This window comes from Neobacillus sp. PS3-34, assembly GCF_030915465.1.
In the GTDB taxonomy this organism is placed as follows: Bacteria; Bacillota; Bacilli; order Bacillales; family Cytobacillaceae; genus Neobacillus_A.
Genome location: NZ_CP133267.1, coordinates 3,881,903 through 3,898,874 on the forward strand (window position 1 = coordinate 3,881,903; position 16,972 = coordinate 3,898,874).

Here is a 16,972-nt window from a genome sequence, read left to right on the forward strand (position 1 = left end):
GATCCCTCTCATACATTAGTATGGGAGGGATTTTTATGTGGGGAAAAACAGCACGGCTGCTTACAGGAGTTTTTTTTGGTTATTTATATATAAAATGGATACCAATCCATTCACCTTTTCATTTATCAGAGTTTTTTATTGGTTTGATTGTAGATCCGCTTAAGTTTTTTGCAGCATCTATTGCATTTACAATAGGATTCATTATTACAGGTATCCATATTAAAGAAGGAATTTATGAGACCAGGCAGATTTTGAAAGGAAGTAAGCGTATTAGTTTCAGTACATTCATTTCCTATGCAGTCTTTTTCAATTTCTGCTTTCTTTTTCAAATCGGTGCAATACAAGCAATAGTCTTTTTCTGTTTTGCACTGATGTATGTTATGATTTCAATATGTTTTTAGAAAAAATGTTAGGAGCCCAGGGCGATGATGATTTTAGTAGCAGTGCTTGCTACAGGGATAGCATTATTAATTTATATGCTGCTAGAGGCATTTGGAAATAAGGTTGAGGAACAAGAGCTTCTTTTTCCGGAATTTCCTGAATCATTCGGAAAAGTTTCTATTTTTTTCATTTCAGATATTCATCACAGAGTAATTTCAGATAAAATTATTTCAAAAATAAAAGGTAAAGCCGATTTAGTGGTAATCGGCGGTGATTTGACTGAAAAAAGGGTACCATTCAAGAGGGTAGAACAAAATATACATAAGTTAAAAGAGGTTGCTCCCGTTTACTTTGTCTGGGGCAATAATGATTATGAAGTCGATTTCCATCAATTAGACGCAATTCTCCTGGAGAATCGGGTAAAAATTCTAGATAATACATCCGTTACCTTTGAATCAACAGAAGGTGATAAATTATGCCTGCTTGGAATCGATGACATCTCACTGAAACGTGATCGCCTTGACCTTGCTCTATTGGATTCCGAGGAAGGCAGCTTTAAAATATTGGTTAGCCACAATCCGAAAATTACGAATAAAATCAAACCTGAACATAATATAAGCTTTGTTTTAAGCGGACATACACATGGCGGCCAGATTCATCTAATGGGATACAGTCCATATGAAAGAGGGAAAATCAAGAAATTAAAGCAAACAACTATTTTGATCAGCAATGGGTACGGAACAACAACACTCCCATTAAGGTTGGGCGCCCCTGCGCAGTGCCATCTGATTTCAATAAAAAGGAAATAAAGATAAGAACATTTAATGCACATGCAAATTTTACGAGTTTCCTTGAAATTAAGTATAATCTTTGTAAGAAATTGTTTGTATTATTGACGGAGGAAAGAGAATGGCTGGACAAGAAGGCAAATATAATATTAAAGCTGTATCAAAAATGCTCGGGATACAGCCTGGAACACTTCGTGCCTGGGAGCGGCGATATCAAATGATTGCTCCTGTCCGCAATGAAGCCGGACACCGTTTATATACAGAGGGGCATTTAAGCATTTTGAAATGGCTGATTGGAAAGGTAAACCAGGGATTTACAATCAGCCAGGCGGTTGCCTTAATGGAAAAAAAACAGGTTAATAAGAGTATATTTCAGCAGGAAAATAATGAGATATCCAGTTTGTCAGATGAACTGCTGGATGCCCTCATTCATTTTAATGAAGTAAGGGCACAGGAGTTAATAAATAAATGCATGAGCCTGTACACGACAGATAAAGTGTTGGTGGATATTCTTGGCTCACAGCTCGTAAAAATAGGTGACCTTTGGGAAGAAGTGTAATAACAAGTGCCCATGAACATTTTGCGACTGCCCTGCTTCGTTCCAGGATTGGCAACATTATGCATAGCTTCCCCATAAACGCGCTTCTGCCAAAGGTTGTTTCAGTGTGTGCACCCGGAGAATGGCATGAAATGGGACTGCTTATTTTTACATTATTTTTACGCCGGAAGGGGTTTGAGGTAATATATCTCGGTACAAGTATAGCTGAAAAAGATATGGATGTTGCCCTAGAGACAATTAATCCGAAGTTCTTGTTCATGTCATGCACATTGAAAGAAAATGCTTCTGCGGCCATTAATCTGGCAGAGCGTCTTTCAGCAGACTACGAATTCCTGATCATTGGAATGGGTGGGAATGCTATGGAGACCCTTTCGCAAACCCAAAAATCACTGGCTGAACAGTATATAGTTGGAAGCACTTCTAATGAATGGGAAGAATGGCTAAAAGAAAAAATCCACTCTGTGTAGACAATTCACCATCCCTCGCTAATGACATAGACTAAAAACAAGAGTAATGTCATGGCAGGAGGCAAAATCATGCGTTTGGAGCGCTTAACAGCCAATAAAATAAAGATTTTTTTATCCTCTGATGACCTATTTGAAAGAGGGCTTTCCAAAGAGGATATTTGGAAGGATTCAATAAAGTGGCACCAGCTTTTTCATGATATGCTCGAAGAAGCAAGCGAGGAATTCGATGTAGAGTTTGAAGGCTCGGTTGCAGTAGAGATTTTTTCGCTGCAGGCGCAGGGAATGATTATGATTATTACAGTAGATGAAACAGCGGAAGACGAGGAAGTTCTTTACGATGGTTTCATTGAAATGCAAGTCAGGGTTGAGGGCAATGATGATCTTCTTTTCATTTTTAATACCATTGAGGATGTTATCGCTCTGTCAAAAAGATTGAATTGCATGGGTATCCAAGGAGGAAATTTATTTTCGTTGGATGGCTGCTATTTTATGCACATGCAGAAAATCAATGCCGCAGACCTGGAAAGAACCGCTTCCATTTTATCTGAATATGGTGATGCCTCAATTGCCAGTCCCCATTGGCTCATGGAATACGGTAATTTAATAATAAAAGATAACGCGGTGGAAACTCTTCTCCATTTTTTTAAATAGTTTTATTACTATTAAATCAATGAAGGGGATTCACCGCCTCTTTATGTAATTTTTATTTAATATTTATGCAGTTTTTAATTGGGGTAAAAGAATGTAAATCATATGAAATTATGTGGAGATATTACATTAAAAACAGTTGTGGGAGCGTTTACATAAAATAAGCGGAAATATCCCAAAAAGAGGATTTTTATTCTTGCATAAATCAACTAAACATGTATACTAAGTCATGAAAGCGGACAACATTCGTAAAAGCAATTTCTTTAGGAGGTTTACTAATGGTAGCCGAGAAAGGTAATGAAAATACAAATCATGAAGAAAAACACGATGTTCTGAAATCTACTCAAACCGTTATCCATAAGGCGTTAGAGAAGCTGGGTTATCCGGAAGAGGTTTATGAGCTCTTAAAAGAGCCAATTCGGATGATGACAGTAAAAATTCCTGTGCGCATGGATGATGGCTCTATAAAAATCTTTACAGGCTACCGAGCCCAACATAATGACGCGGTTGGGCCAACAAAGGGAGGAATTCGCTTCCACCCAAATGTAACTGAAAAAGAAGTAAAAGCACTTTCCATCTGGATGAGCTTAAAGTGCGGAATTGTTGATCTTCCTTATGGAGGGGGAAAAGGGGGAATTATCTGCGACCCTCGTGATATGTCCTTCCGAGAACTAGAAAGATTGAGCCGTGGATATGTTCGTTCGATTAGCCAAATTGTAGGCCTACCAAGGATATTCCAGCACCGGATGTATTTACAAATTCCCAGATCATGGCTTGGATGATGGATGAATACAGCCGTATTGACGAATTTAATTCACCTGGTTTTATTACCGGTAAACCTCTGGTTCTTGGTGGTTCACATGGCCGTGAGTCTGCTACAGCGAAAGGTGTTACACTTTGCATTCGGGAAGCTGCAAAGAAAAAGGGAATCCAATTGGAAGGCGCCAGAGTGGTCGTCCAGGGATTTGGCAATGCCGGAAGCTATCTGTCAAAGTTTATGCACGATGCAGGGGCGAAGGTAGTTGGCATCTCTGATGCTTATGGAGGATTATATGATCCAAATGGACTCGATATTGACTACCTTTTAGATCGCCGTGACAGCTTTGGAACTGTAACGAAATTGTTCAATAACACGATCACCAATAAAGAGCTGCTTGAATTGGATTGTGATATTCTTGTGCCAGCAGCAATTGAAAATCAGATTACGGATGAAAATGCCCATAATATTCGTGCAGGCATTGTGGTTGAAGCAGCTAATGGCCCGACTACTTTAGAAGCAACTGAAATATTGACTGAACGGGGAATTTTGCTTGTACCTGACGTTTTGGCTTCTGCCGGTGGAGTAACCGTTTCTTATTTTGAATGGGTACAGAACAATCAGGGATATTATTGGACGGAAGAAGAAGTAGAAGAAAAGCTTGAGAAAGTTATGGTTAAATCCTTCAATAACATTTATGATACTGCCCAGACCCGACGTGTTGATATGAGACTTGCTGCGTACATGGTCGGTGTCCGAAAAATGGCTGAAGCCAGCCGCTTCAGAGGGTGGATTTAAGTCTGGTACAATCTTATCAGCCTTTAGTAAGTTCTTAACATTGAAACAAAGCAAAAAATCTCCTATCATAATACGATAGGAGTTTTTTTATTTAAAAAATATCTATTCGATATTAAGATAAATGATCAGGGAGCGTGAGTGTTTTGCAAAAGGAAGATGTCATCATTGTCGGCGGGGGACCGTGCGGACTTGCCGCTGCCATTTCTTTAAAGGAAGCAGGGAAAAATCCTCTTGTTATTGAGAAAGGGAATATAGTAAATGCCATTTATAACTATCCTACTCATCAGACATTTTTCAGTACGAGCGAAAAATTGGAGATAGGGAATGTCCCTTTCATCACAGAAGATTACAAACCAAGGCGTAACCAGGCTCTCTCCTATTATAGGGAAGTCGTAAAAAGAAAAAAATTGCGTATCAATGCCTATGAAAAAGTTGAATCGGTAAAAAAGGAAAAGCAACAGTTTATTGTTAGTACAGACAAAAATACGTACGTTTCCTCCATTGTTATAATCGCAACAGGTTATTATGATAATCCTAATTATATGGGTGTGGCTGGTGAAAACCTTTCGAAGGTTTTTCATTATTTTAAAGAAGCCCACCCTTATTTTAATAAGGATGTTTGTGTAATTGGAGGTAAAAATTCAAGTGTAGATGCTGCAATAGAACTAGTGAAGGCTGGTGCAAGGGTGACAGTTCTTTACCGGGGAAGTGAATATTCACCAAGTATTAAGCCTTGGATCCTGCCGGAATTTGAGGGGCTGGTAAGAAACGGGACGATTTTAATGGAATTTGAATCACATGTTAAAGAGATTATGGTTGATAAGTTGTTGTATGAGAAAAACGGAGAAATAAAAGAAATAAAGAATGACTTTGTTTTTGCTATGACAGGCTACCATCCTGATCACAGTTTCCTTAAAGCTGTTGGAATATCTATCGATGATGCTACTGGCAGGCCAAACTTTAATCCGGATACGATGGAAACAAATGTTGAAGGCATCTTTATAGCTGGTGTTATTGCAGCCGGAAATAATGCCAATGAAATTTTTATTGAAAATGGAAGATTTCATGGAGGGCAAATTGCCCAAGCACTAACGGATAACGATTCTCAATAACTTTGCCGGATCGGAAAGCTCATAAATGGTTTCGTTTTGATGTTTATCTTTTGATATAATAAATTTATATAAATAATTGATCTCGGAGGAAAAACATGAAGAAAGTAGTTTTGTTAACAACGGGAGGAACGATTGCCAGCAGGCCAATAAAGAGTCCGGAAAGCTTGCCTCTGGGGCATTAACTGGGGAAGAATTGGCAGCAATGTGCCATTTGCCTGAGGATATTGAAGTGATTGTAGATTCTGCATTTCAAAAAGCGAGTATCCATATTACGTTTGATGATCTTGTTACCTTGAAAAATAAAATCGAAAATTACTTTTGTGATGATACCATTTCGGGGGTTGTTGTCACTCATGGAACAGATACACTGGAAGAAACAGCTTACTTTCTTGATTTAACCGTTAAAGATGACCGGCCCATAGTAGTTACAGGATCACAGAGATCCCCGGAGGAATTGGGGAGTGATGTTTACATTAATTTAAGGCATGCAATCTATTCTGCTTGCTGCGGAGATTTAAAGGGTGTCGGGACGGTAGTTGTTTTTAATGAACGAATTTTTGCGGCTCGTTATGTGAAAAAAGAACACGCCTCAAATATCCAGGGATTTAACGCCTTTGGGTTCGGTTATTTAGGTATTATTGATAATGATCAGGTTCAGGTTTATCAAAGGCCCATTAAAAGAGAGTGCTTTGAAATCAAAGGCCCGTTCCTTCAGTAGATCTCATTAAATGCTATATCGGTGCAGACGGGAAATTCATAAAAGCAGCAAGGGAAAGTGGAATAAAAGGAATCGTTCTTGAAGGTGTAGGGCGAGGTCAGGTTGCTCCGGAAATGATGGATGAAATTGAAAAGGCCATCAGTGAGGGCGTGAAAATCGTCGTAACAACCAGCGCTGAAGAAGGGGCGGTCTACACAACCTATGATTATAAAGGAAGTGCATACGACCTTTATAACAAAGGTGTGATCCTGGGAAGTGATAATGATTCGAAAAAAGCAAGAATTAAACTAGCTGTAGCACTTGCGAGCGGTCTGGAGCAAATTTCATTTTAAGTTTTCTTGGTTGCAGCCTGCCAATAAGGGTTCGTGAATGCAGTTATTTTATTTTTGTAAATATCAGCTTTTTCCATTTTATTTAAAGGCCATCCGTGATACGATTTTAAAAAAGGATTGAAAAGAGGACAATAAATGCTGGGGATATTATCTGCCGGAATTGCTCCCGGCTTGGCCTTATTGAGTTATTTTTATTTGAAAGATGAATATGATTCCGAGCCGATCTCTGTCGTTTTCAGGACATTTATTTATGGAGCTTTGCTTGTATTTCCGATTATGTTTATTCAGCATGTCCTTGATATGGAGAATATTTTTCAATCTGAATGGCTGCATGCTTTTTTTAACTCGAGTTTTTTGGAAGAATTTTTTAAATGGTTTATATTGTTTTATGCTGTTTATCAGCATGTTGAATTTGATGAACCATTTGACGGGATTGTATACGGTGCATCAGTTTCTCTCGGTTTTGCGACAGCAGAGAATATTTTCTACCTGGTGGCTAACGGACTTGAACATGCGATTGGACGTGCGCTTCTACCTGTTTCAAGCCATGCTCTTTTTGGTGTCATAATGGGCTTTTATCTTGGCAAAGGCAAGTTTACGGAAGGTCTAAAGACGAAATGGCTGGGCTTATCACTTTTGCTGCCGTTTCTTCTTCATGGTTTATATGATTACATTCTTATTTCACAAGAAAATTGGCTTGTAGTCATTTTACCGTTCATGGTCTTTTTATGGTGGCTTGGCCTTAGAAAAGTAAAAATGGCAAAAATCCTTAGTGCCAATCATATGAAAAATAAATATCGTCTTCAAAAAACCCTTCATTCCTAATTGAAGGGTTTTTTTTGAATAAAATTGCCTTTCTAACAAAAAATAGGGTTAAGAAGAAAAAGTTTTACATTCGGGGGTAACAAATCCATGAAAAAGAAAAAAAACCATTTGAAACGCCTCTTTATTCTTTTCCTTTGTGTGTTATACATGCTTCAAATTCCTAGAGGCAAGGCTTATGCTTTTAGCGGACAGGTCATTCAGCGAGGTGCAGTAGGGGATGACGTGATTGAGCTGCAGTCGCGGCTCAAGTATATCGGCTATTTTCATGGGAAAATAGATGGAGTGTTTGGATGGAGTACCTATTGGGCGTTAAGAAATTTCCAATATGAGTTTGGATTGCCTATTGACGGACTTGCAGGTGCGAAGGCCAAAGCAAAACTGGTAAAAGCGTCGAAATATAATAAACAATCTGTTAAGCAACAAATTAAACAGGGAAAAAGCGTAAAGAAAAAGACAGCGCAATCAAAACAGAGAAAGCCAACTGCTGCAAACACACCAAATGGTTATTCTCAAAATGATATCCAGCTAATGGCCAATGCGGTCAATGGTGAATCAAGAGGGGAACCATATACCGGTCAGGTTGCAGTTGCAGCAGTCATTCTCAATCGTGTAAATAGTTCTTCCTTCCCTAAAACCGTTGCGGGTGTAATATTTGAACCTGGAGCCTTCACTGCTGTTGCTGATGGACAAATTTGGCTTACACCGAATAAAACCTCCAAAAAAGCGGTAATCGATGCCATCAATGGATGGGATCCAACAGGGAATGCATTGTATTATTTTAACCCTGCTACCGCAACGAGCTCATGGATATGGGGACGCCCTCAAATTAAAAGGATAGGGAAACATATATTTTGTAAATAAAGGGGTGAAGAACTTGTTAAGAAGTATTCTGATTGCATTTTTGGTTTTAGGTGCTGTAGGGATAGGCTACTGGGGCTATCAGGAGCACAGGGAGAAAAATGCGATCCTTTTGAACGCAGAAAATAACTATCAGCGTGCCTTCCATGATCTTTCTTATCAAATGGATCTATTGCATGATAAAATCGGCACCACGCTAGCGATGAACTCCAGGAATTCACTTTCCCCTGCATTGGCAGAAGTATGGAGAATAACATCTCAGGCACATGGGGACGTAGGGCAGCTGCCTCTTACACTATTGCCTTTTAATAAGACAGAAGAGTTCTTATCTAATATAGGTAACTTCAGCTATAAAACGGCTGTACGCGATTTGGATAAAAAGCCGCTTTCACCCAAAGAGTATGCTTCACTTAAGGTTTTGTATAAGCAATCAGGGGATATTCAAGGTGAACTGAGAAATGTCCAGCACCTTGTCCTGAAAAACAATTTGCGCTGGATGGATGTAGAGCTCGCTCTTGCTTCAGGAAAGCAAACAACCGACAATACCATAATTGACGGCTTTAAAACAGTAGAGAAGACTGTTGCGGGATATGATGAAACGGACCTGGGCCCTACCTTTGTGAATATGCAAAAGAGGGACGAGAATTTTAATAAATTAGAAGGGAAACGAATTTCGAGAAGGGAAGCTACTAAGATTGCAAAAAAATATATGGATTTTGATGGCAATGCAAGATTAAAGGTAACGGAAAATGGAAAAGGCTCAGATTATGGATTTTATAGTGTATCACTTAAAAACAGGCAAACAGGGCAGGAAGCAAGCATGGATATTACTAAAAAAGGTGGATATCCTATTTGGTTCATCAATTCCCGTGTTATTAAAAAACAATCGATTAGTTTGAATGAAGCAGGAATTAAAGCCATGTCCTTCTTAAAGGAAAATGGATTCAATAATCTGGAAATGTTCGAAAGCAGCCAATACGATAATGTCGGAGTATTTAATTTTGTCACTTCGTTAAATCACGTCCGAATTTATCCTGAATCAATCAAAGTAAAGATAGCACTTGATAATGGAAAAGTTATTGGACTTTCAGCGGAAGATTACCTAAAGACACACCATTCAAGAAAGCTTTCAGCGCCAGTGTTAACGAAAGAACAAGCAAAGGCAAAAGCCAATCCAAATCTAAAGGTAATGGAAGAGCGGCTGGCTGTTATTCTAAATGATTTGAATGAGGAAGTACTTTGTTATGAGTTAATGGGAACGCTTGGTGAGGATACCTACCGTATTTTTATTAACGCGGAAACAGGAATGGAAGAAGATGTAGAAAAGCTAAAGAATGCAGAATCGGTTTACCAGGATGTTATTTAAGGAAAAGCAAGAAGTGCTTTTCCTTTTTTATTCAATGTATAATGTAAATAATAGGATTTTTCTTCTGAAGGAAGGTACTCAGGATGATACAAATTGGAGACGTTTTAACACTTGAACCAAAATATGATGATCAGTTTGAAAAATATAAATGCAGAGTTGTAGATAAAAAAGGAGATGACCTTTTTATTGACTATCCCATAAGTTTAAAAACAAACAGAACTGTTTTTTTACTGGATGGATCACAAATGAAAGCTACTTTCGTTGGCCAGGATGGATCATCAGTCTTTTTGTTTGAAACAGAAATTAAAGGTAGAGTTAAACAAAATATTCCGATGCTTATAATCCCTTATCCAGGCAATGAAAACCTGATAAAAATTCAGCGCCGACAGTATGTAAGAGTAGAAACAGCAATTGATATCGCTTTGAAGCCATCGAAAAAAACTAAATTCCTGCCGTTTACTGCAGTTACTGAAGATGTTAGCGCTGGAGGGACTTCCGTACTGGTTCCGCTCGATTTCCATCTGAGCCCTGGGACAATTTTGGAGTCCTGGATGGTCGTTACCCTGCAAAGCGGAGAATATCATTATATGAAACTAGAAAGTAAGGTTGTAAGGATTATTCCCTTCAATCAAACCAGAAATAAAATGTCCCTTGAATTTTGTAATATTTCAGCCCAGGAAAGGCAGCTGCTTTTGCGACTTTGTTTTGACCGCCAATTGGGTATGAAGAAAAAGGCGCTTGCCAATTAGAATAAAACTGCTTTTCTGCCCCGATAATAATATTAATAAACAGGGGCAGGGGTGAAGTAATGAAAACGGCTGAAAGAGTTTTAATTAAGATTATATTAATACAATTGTTCCTTCTATTATTTTTTCAGGTTGTAATACATAAGCTGAATGTTTTTCCGGAGCTTAACCCCTTAACACCATATGAAGGGGTTAACAAAAATACATATACTGAAATACTTGAAGTATTCAGCAAGCAGTAAAAAGCAGGCAGCCACCTGCTTTTTTTGATGAAAGCAGAACACTTAAGGAGTATAAATAAAATATTTATTTGAATGCTAAAATAAAAGAGCATTTAAGTTTAATGTGGTAAAATGTAATAGAATGTTCTTATTCAGATGCTGGATTAACACATACTAAGCGGAATGTAACAACTCTTCAACAAGGGAGCTAATTGCCAGCCTGCTATGATAGAACAATTGAATTTATAATAAAGACAACGAGTGAAGGTTTCAGGAGGAAATATGGAAAAGAAAATATCAATAGCGATTGACGGTCCTGCAGCAGCAGGGAAAAGCACGGTTGCTAAAATAGCAGCAGAAAAATTATCTTATGTTTACATTGATACGGGTGCCATGTACAGGGCATTAACCTATAAAACGCTTCAAGAGGCCTTGACCTGGAAGATGACCAAGAATTAATCAAAATGCTGTTAAATACCAAAATCGATCTGGTCCCATCTGCTGAGGGACAATTGGTCTATCTTGACAATCAAAATGTTACAAATGAGATTCGTTCTCCTTTTGTTACAAATAATGTTTCCATTGTATCGATGCATAAAAATATAAGGGAAGAAATGGTCAGAAGGCAACAGGAATTCGCTGTGGGTGGCGGAGTTGTAATGGATGGTCGAGATATTGGCACTCATGTTCTTCCGCATGCAGAAGTTAAAGTGTTTATGCTGGCAAGTGTAGATGAAAGGGCAGAACGCCGCCATAACGAAAATATTCAAAGAGGAATCCCCTCGGATATTGCCCGCTTAAAAGAGGAAATTGCCTATCGGGACAAGCTCGACTCAGAGCGGGAGATTGCTCCATTAAAAAAAGCGGAAGATGCAGTGGTTATTGATACGACATCCTTGGAAATCATGGAGGTCGTGGAAAAAATAATGGATCTCGTGAATGAAAGGATCGGATGAACTTGACGTTTTATACCTTTGCCAGAACAGTAGTTTATATGCTGTTAAAGCCCTGGTACCGCATCCAGACTATTGGAGCGGACAAATTGCCTGCACAGGGCGGGGTGTTGCTGTGCTCAAACCATATTGATAATTATGACCCTCTTGTTGTGGGCATCACAACTCCGAGGCCAGTTCATTTTATGGCTAAAGAAGAGCTGTTTACAGTACCAGTTCTAGGGGATATCGTGCGGAAATGCAATGCTTTTCCTGTTAAAAGAGGGATGAGCGATAGGGAAGCATTAAGGAAAGGCCTAGCTGTTTTAAAGAGCGGAGAGGTTTTAGGACTGTTTCCCGAGGGAACAAGAAGCAAGACCGGTGAATTAGGCAAGGGACTGGCCGGAGCTGGATTTTTTGCTCTAAAATCAGATGCTGCTGTGGTTCCCTGTGCCGTTATCGGCCCTATAAAAGCCTTTCAAAACTAAGAGTGGTTTTTGGAGAACCGATTGATATGGATGGATTAAGAAGTACAAAGGCATCTGCCGAGGAAGTTACAGATGTAATCATGTCCGAAATTCAAAAACTTATTGAAAAACACAGGCAGGTTTCTGCTTGACAAAATAAGTTATTTATAAGAAGTTATTAAAAAGAGATGTTTTTTGAATATTCTTTAGTTTTTGCGGCTCGGGTTTATATGGGGTGCATGTGGAGCATTCACCTCATTAGATAAATATTAGGAGCAGTCAATGGATTAAGGAGGAGTACATATGTCAGAAGATATGAATCAGGTAGAAGTAAGAAATTTTGAAGTAGGCGACAGAGTAACAGGACAAGTTACTAAGGTAGAAGAAAAACAGGTACTGGTAGGCATTTCTGAAAGCAAATTGGATGGAATTATCCCGATTAGCGAACTTTCCAGCCTTCATGTTGAAAAAGCATCAGATGCTGTAGCCGAAGGGGACGAATTGGAACTGGAAGTTTTGAAAGTTGAAGAGGAAGCTCTTATTCTCTCTAAGCGGAAAGTGGATGCTGTAAAGGCATGGGAAAAGCTTGAACAAAAATTCCAAAGCGGCGAAGTATTTGATGCCGAGGTAAAAGATGTCGTAAAAGGCGGTTTGGTCGTTGATTTGGGTGTCCGTGGTTTTGTTCCTGCCTCCCTTGTAGAAGCGCATTTTGTTGAAGATTTTTCTGATTATAAAGGAAGGCAGCTCTCCTTTAAAATTGTTGAGCTTGATAAAGAAAAGAATCGCCTGATCCTTTCTCACCGTGCAGTGGTTGAACAGGAGAAAGGAAAACAAAAACAAAATATTCTTGATTCCCTCCAGCCTGGGCAGATTTTAGAGGGTACTGTACAAAGGATCACCGACTTTGGTGCGTTTGTTGATATCGGCGGTATTGACGGCCTTGTCCATATTTCACAGCTATCATATGAGCATGTAGAGAAACCTTCAGAAGTTGTTGAAGAAGGCCAAAAAGTACAAGTGAAAGTCCTTAATGTTGACCGTGATAATGAGCGAATCTCCTTATCAATTAAGGAAACACTTCCTGGACCATGGACCAGTGTTGCTGAAAAAGCCCCTAAAGGCAGTGTTTTAGATGGTGTAGTAAAAAGAATTGTTTCTTATGGTGCCTTTGTAGAAGTGTTCCCTGGTGTCGAAGGACTTGTACACATTTCACAAATTGCCCACAAGCATATTGGCACTCCGCACGAAGTATTAAAGGAAGGCCAAGAAGTAAAAGTAAAAGTGCTTGAAGCGAATGAACAGGAACAGCGCCTTTCACTTAGCATCAAGGAGCTACTTGAAAAGGAATCCGAGGAAACGTTTGACTATGAACTTCCTGAGGAGTCGAAAGGTTTCCAGCTTGGGGAAATGATCGGTGATCAATTAAAGAATCTAAAAAAGTAATGGTGATTATCAGTGTCTAGATCGAATCGTAAATGGGATCATATCCGCTTTGCGCTTGAAGGGGCCATGAGCCATCTTCAGTATTTGAGGATATTAAATTTATTCATAACAGTTTACCTGATTCCAGTCTGAGCAATATTCGGCTAGACAATTCAATTGGCGGACTTAATTTAAGTTCGCCAATTTTTGTCAATGCCATGACTGGAGGCGGCGGAGAAAAAACATATGAAATCAACCGCAATCTTGCTGCTGCCGCTAGCAAAAAGGGTCTGGCTATGGCTGTAGGATCTCAAATGGCTGCTATTAAGGAAAGCTCAGAACGGAGAACTTTTGAAATTGTTCGTCTTGAAAACCCGCATGGCATTATATTTGCCAATCTTGGAAGCGAAGCTACATCGGAGCAGGCAAAGGCTGCAATAGATATGGTCGACGCCGATGCCCTGCAGATCCATTTGAATGTGATTCAGGAATTGACGATGCCAGAAGGTGACCGCGATTTTACTGAAGCATTAAAAAGGATAGAACGTATTGCCCACTCCGTGAATGTCCCGGTAATCGTTAAAGAGACGGGCTTTGGAATGAGCAGCGAAACGATAAAAAGCCTGGCATCAGCTGGTGCTGCCATTATTGATGTAGGAGGCTATGGCGGCACGAATTTTGCAGAAATCGAAAATAAGCGCAGAGAAGAGCCCCTTCCCTTTTTTAATCAATGGGGCATACCTACGCCTATTTCTATCATTGAGGGATCTAACAGTGGCACAGGGGTACCAATCCTGGGCTCAGGAGGGATACGGTCCAGCCTTGATATCGCTAAAGGAATAGCCATTGGAGCAGACGGCATTGGCGTGGCAGGACCATTTTTAAAAGTTTTGGTACAACATGGATTCGAGGCATTACTTGAGCAAATCGATAAATTTCATAAAGAATTAATATTTATAATGGCTGCGCTCGGTGCGCGTTCAATAAAGGAATTGCAAAAAGTTCCGCTGATGATTTCTGGTGAAACCTTCCATTGGCTCGAGCAAAGGGGAATAGATACAAAAAAGTACAGTCAGCGAACAAAAGAGTAAAGCTCTCGAAGAAAATATTCGAGAGCTTTTGTTTTTTCGTATTATTCCTTAATCAATCATATTTAGAGTCATTTAATGATCGTGCTTCCTCCGGGCTTTGCAGCTTGGTTGAGCCAGGATAATGCAATGCCTGGTCCCTATCAGATTCAACACGTTTGCTTGCCTTCAGCTTTTTTTCCTGTCTGTCTTTTCCCAAAATAAAACACCTCCTCTTTTTAAGATGATTCTTTGTCGCAAGATTATTCAGCAAGTATGAAGTACATATTTCCTTCCTATAATGGGGATAGTAGGAGGTGAATGATATGGGTGGATTAAGTTTTTTATGGATTTCTTGGGCGATATGGATTTTTGTTACCTTTTTTATGAAAAAACAAAGTCCATATAGGACGAAATTAGCTGCTGCCTTATTGGGGATGATTATTTGTTCCTCGTTCCATTTTCCCATAGGAGGGCTTGATATTTATGCTGGGGGCTTGTTTGCCTTGCTGTTTTGTTATCACCTTCTGGCAGTGGAAAAGAAACGGACAATCATTTATTTTTTTATCTGTTCCTATATTGTTACAGCTGCATATTCCGCACTCCATTTATTTGAGATTTATGATCCAGTCCTGATTATTTTCAATAAAGATTGGATGATGGCCATCATTCTGGCTTATATTGTTCTTATCCTGCAAAAAACGTTAAAAGGAAGGCTTATACTGCTGGTAAGTGGAACAATGCAGGGGGAAATCCTTTTTGCAATTGTTGTAGATAAATTATCCTTTAACTACCCTGTTGGTTCTTTTGATTATCTGGATATTTGTGCGATATCTGCTGCATTGATTCTTGGCTGGAGCTTCCTTGAGAATGCACGAATTATTTTTGAAACTCATCTTATTGTTAATCAAAGCGAGAAACAAAAATCCTCTTGATCGAGAAATCTCTTAGGGATATCCAATGTTTTCATTGCTAGGAAGGAATAACATTTGTTAATATAATAAAGTTAGCCCTTCTCTTTGAAAGAAGGGTTTCTTTTCATTAGTGATTTGATTAAATTCTATCGTCATTTTAATTATTTTCAAAAAATGAGAATCTTAATGAATAAATAGCTGTTTTATGAAAGGGTGAACATAATGGTAAAACCTGTTATTGCAATCGTTGGGCGTCCTAACGTTGGTAAATCTACAATTTTTAACAGGATTGTAGGAGAAAGAATCTCGATTGTCGAAGATATACCAGGGGTAACTCGGGATCGTATATATAGTTCTGGTGAATGGCTGACACATGATTTCAATATTATTGATACGGGCGGAATTGATATAGGGGATGAACCTTTCCTTGAACAAATACGTCAACAGGCTGAAATCGCCATCGATGAGGCCGATGTTATCATTTTCTTAACGAATGGACGAGAAGGTGTTACAGCCGCAGATGAAGAAGTGGCAAAAATTTTATATAAAACAAAGAAACCGGTTGTTTTAGCTGTAAATAAAATTGACAATCCCGAAATGCGTGAACAGATGTACGATTTCTATTCACTGGGATTTGGTGAGCCGATTCCTATTTCGGGTTCACATGGTCTTGGTTTAGGGGACTTGCTAGATGAAGCTGCAAAGCATTTTCCAAAAAACCAACAGCATGACTACGATGAAGATGTAATCAAATTTAGTTTAATTGGACGTCCGAATGTTGGAAAATCATCATTGGTTAACGCAATTCTGGGTGAGGAACGCGTCATAGTAAGTGATATTGCAGGAACAACCCGTGATGCAGTCGATTCTCCGTACACATATGATGGACAAGAATATGTAATAATTGATACAGCAGGGATGAGAAAAAAAGGAAAAGTTTACGAAAGTACCGAAAAATATAGTGTACTTCGTGCATTGAGAGCAATCGAACGCTCTGATGTTGTCCTAGTGGTCATCAACGCTGAAGAAGGTATTATTGAGCAGGATAAAAAAATTGCAGGCTATGCACATGAAGCTGGCCGTGCAGTTGTCATTGTCGTAAATAAATGGGATGCCATTGAAAAAGACGAAAAGACAATGAAAGAACTCGAACAGAAAATCAGGGAGCATTTCTTATTCCTGAGCTATGCGCCAATTGTTTTCTTATCTGCCAAGACTAAAAAACGGGTTCATACATTGTTGCCAATGATTAATGTTGCGAGTGAAAACCATTCGCGTCGTGTTCAGACTAATGTCCTAAATGATGTTATTATGGATGCTGTAGCAATGAATCCAACACCTACAGATAAAGGCAAAAGGCTCAAAATCTACTATGTCACTCAAGTGGCTGTAAAGCCGCCTACCTTTGTTGTGTTTGTAAATGAACCGGAATTAATGCATTTCTCTTATGAACGATTCCTGGAAAACCGAATTAGAGATGCATTTGGCTTTGAAGGTACACCAATCAAAGTTTATGCCAGGGAGAGAAAATAAAGGAACTCGCCGATTGGCTGTCCTGTCGGTCGTGAGCGATCAGAATTTATAGAAGAAAATT

Annotated in this window: 13 protein-coding genes and 6 pseudogenes; 18 read left to right on the plus strand and 1 reads right to left on the minus strand. The window is 39.1% G+C overall.

The genetic code is table 11. The features are described from left to right. Window positions 1-35 precede the first annotated feature (35 nt). The 16 genes and pseudogenes from RCG23_RS20265 (at window position 36) to fni (ending at window position 14,488) form a co-directional block, all read left to right on the plus strand. Window positions 36-401 carry a hypothetical protein gene (locus tag RCG23_RS20265; RefSeq protein ID WP_308177123.1) on the plus strand — a complete coding sequence of 122 codons (366 nt, stop codon included), beginning with the start codon at window positions 36-38 and terminating at the stop codon, window positions 399-401. A 24-nt stretch (window positions 402-425) separates the two neighbouring features. After that, complete coding sequence (locus RCG23_RS20270) at window positions 426-1,190, plus strand: metallophosphoesterase (protein ID WP_308177124.1); 765 nt, start codon at window positions 426-428, stop codon at window positions 1,188-1,190. A gap of 100 nt (window positions 1,191-1,290) precedes the next feature. Continuing rightward, a pseudogene (locus RCG23_RS20275) lies at window positions 1,291-2,195 on the plus strand (MerR family transcriptional regulator). Between the two features lie 69 nt (window positions 2,196-2,264). Beyond that, complete coding sequence (locus RCG23_RS20280; RefSeq protein ID WP_308177125.1) at window positions 2,265-2,846, plus strand: genetic competence negative regulator; 582 nt, start codon at window positions 2,265-2,267, stop codon at window positions 2,844-2,846. A gap of 275 nt (window positions 2,847-3,121) precedes the next feature. After that, a pseudogene (locus tag RCG23_RS20285) lies at window positions 3,122-4,398 on the plus strand (Glu/Leu/Phe/Val dehydrogenase). A gap of 143 nt (window positions 4,399-4,541) precedes the next feature. Then, complete coding sequence (locus tag RCG23_RS20290) at window positions 4,542-5,510, plus strand: YpdA family putative bacillithiol disulfide reductase (protein ID WP_308177126.1); 969 nt, start codon at window positions 4,542-4,544, stop codon at window positions 5,508-5,510. A gap of 95 nt (window positions 5,511-5,605) precedes the next feature. Further along, window positions 5,606-6,560: pseudogene (locus RCG23_RS20295) on the plus strand (asparaginase). Between the two features lie 135 nt (window positions 6,561-6,695). Beyond that, window positions 6,696-7,385 (plus strand): glutamic-type intramembrane protease PrsW, encoded by a 690-nt coding sequence (gene prsW / locus RCG23_RS20300; protein ID WP_308177127.1) that lies wholly within the window; start codon window positions 6,696-6,698, stop codon window positions 7,383-7,385. 147 nt (window positions 7,386-7,532) lie between these two features. Then, entirely contained in the window at window positions 7,533-8,246 is a 714-nt protein-coding gene (gene sleB / locus RCG23_RS20305) for a spore cortex-lytic enzyme (protein WP_308180124.1), read from the plus strand. 13 nt (window positions 8,247-8,259) lie between these two features. Continuing rightward, window positions 8,260-9,609, plus strand: a complete 1,350-nt coding sequence (gene ypeB, locus RCG23_RS20310) for a germination protein YpeB (RefSeq protein WP_308177128.1) — start codon at window positions 8,260-8,262, stop codon at window positions 9,607-9,609. An 83-nt stretch (window positions 9,610-9,692) separates the two neighbouring features. Beyond that, window positions 9,693-10,358, plus strand: coding sequence for a flagellar brake protein (locus tag RCG23_RS20315; protein ID WP_308177129.1), 666 nt, complete (start codon window positions 9,693-9,695; stop codon window positions 10,356-10,358). A gap of 59 nt (window positions 10,359-10,417) precedes the next feature. Beyond that, window positions 10,418-10,597, plus strand: a complete 180-nt coding sequence (locus tag RCG23_RS20320) for a DUF5359 family protein (protein ID WP_308177130.1) — start codon at window positions 10,418-10,420, stop codon at window positions 10,595-10,597. Window positions 10,598-10,858: 261 nt separating this feature from the next. Then, a pseudogene (gene cmk / locus RCG23_RS20325) lies at window positions 10,859-11,532 on the plus strand ((d)CMP kinase). A gap of 2 nt (window positions 11,533-11,534) precedes the next feature. Next, window positions 11,535-12,127, plus strand: a pseudogene (locus RCG23_RS20330) (lysophospholipid acyltransferase family protein). A gap of 151 nt (window positions 12,128-12,278) precedes the next feature. Then, a complete protein-coding gene (gene rpsA, locus RCG23_RS20335) occupies window positions 12,279-13,418 on the plus strand; it encodes a 30S ribosomal protein S1 (RefSeq protein ID WP_308177131.1) in 1,140 nt (379 codons plus the stop codon). 12 nt (window positions 13,419-13,430) lie between these two features. Further along, window positions 13,431-14,488: pseudogene (gene fni, locus RCG23_RS20340) on the plus strand (type 2 isopentenyl-diphosphate Delta-isomerase). A 52-nt stretch (window positions 14,489-14,540) separates the two neighbouring features. Here the strand turns inward: fni and RCG23_RS20345 are convergent. Next, window positions 14,541-14,684, minus strand: a complete 144-nt coding sequence (locus RCG23_RS20345; RefSeq protein ID WP_308177132.1) for a YpzI family protein — start codon at window positions 14,682-14,684, stop codon at window positions 14,541-14,543. Between the two features lie 106 nt (window positions 14,685-14,790). Between RCG23_RS20345 and RCG23_RS20350 the strand changes: the two genes are divergently transcribed. Both RCG23_RS20350 and der read left to right on the plus strand, forming a co-directional pair. After that, window positions 14,791-15,399, plus strand: coding sequence for a YphA family membrane protein (locus RCG23_RS20350; protein WP_308177133.1), 609 nt, complete (start codon window positions 14,791-14,793; stop codon window positions 15,397-15,399). Between the two features lie 201 nt (window positions 15,400-15,600). Then, window positions 15,601-16,911 (plus strand): ribosome biogenesis GTPase Der, encoded by a 1,311-nt coding sequence (gene der / locus RCG23_RS20355; RefSeq protein ID WP_308177134.1) that lies wholly within the window; start codon window positions 15,601-15,603, stop codon window positions 16,909-16,911. Window positions 16,912-16,972: the final 61 nt, after the last annotated feature.

Excerpts from the sequence above, each read along its gene's own strand:
- RCG23_RS20265 (WP_308177123.1), top strand. The coding sequence starts at position 36 with ATGTGGGGAAAAACAGCACGGCTGCTTACAGGAGTTTTTTTTGGTTAT.
- RCG23_RS20270 (WP_308177124.1), top strand. The coding sequence starts at position 426 with ATGATGATTTTAGTAGCAGTGCTTGCTACAGGGATAGCATTATTAATT.
- RCG23_RS20280 (WP_308177125.1), top strand. The coding sequence starts at position 2,265 with ATGCGTTTGGAGCGCTTAACAGCCAATAAAATAAAGATTTTTTTATCC.
- prsW (WP_308177127.1), top strand. The coding sequence starts at position 6,696 with ATGCTGGGGATATTATCTGCCGGAATTGCTCCCGGCTTGGCCTTATTG.
- sleB (WP_308180124.1), top strand. The coding sequence starts at position 7,533 with ATGCTTCAAATTCCTAGAGGCAAGGCTTATGCTTTTAGCGGACAGGTC.
- RCG23_RS20315 (WP_308177129.1), top strand. The coding sequence starts at position 9,693 with ATGATACAAATTGGAGACGTTTTAACACTTGAACCAAAATATGATGAT.
- RCG23_RS20320 (WP_308177130.1), top strand. The coding sequence starts at position 10,418 with ATGAAAACGGCTGAAAGAGTTTTAATTAAGATTATATTAATACAATTG.
- rpsA (WP_308177131.1), top strand. The coding sequence starts at position 12,279 with ATGTCAGAAGATATGAATCAGGTAGAAGTAAGAAATTTTGAAGTAGGC.
- RCG23_RS20350 (WP_308177133.1), top strand. The coding sequence starts at position 14,791 with ATGGGTGGATTAAGTTTTTTATGGATTTCTTGGGCGATATGGATTTTT.
- der (WP_308177134.1), top strand. The coding sequence starts at position 15,601 with ATGGTAAAACCTGTTATTGCAATCGTTGGGCGTCCTAACGTTGGTAAA.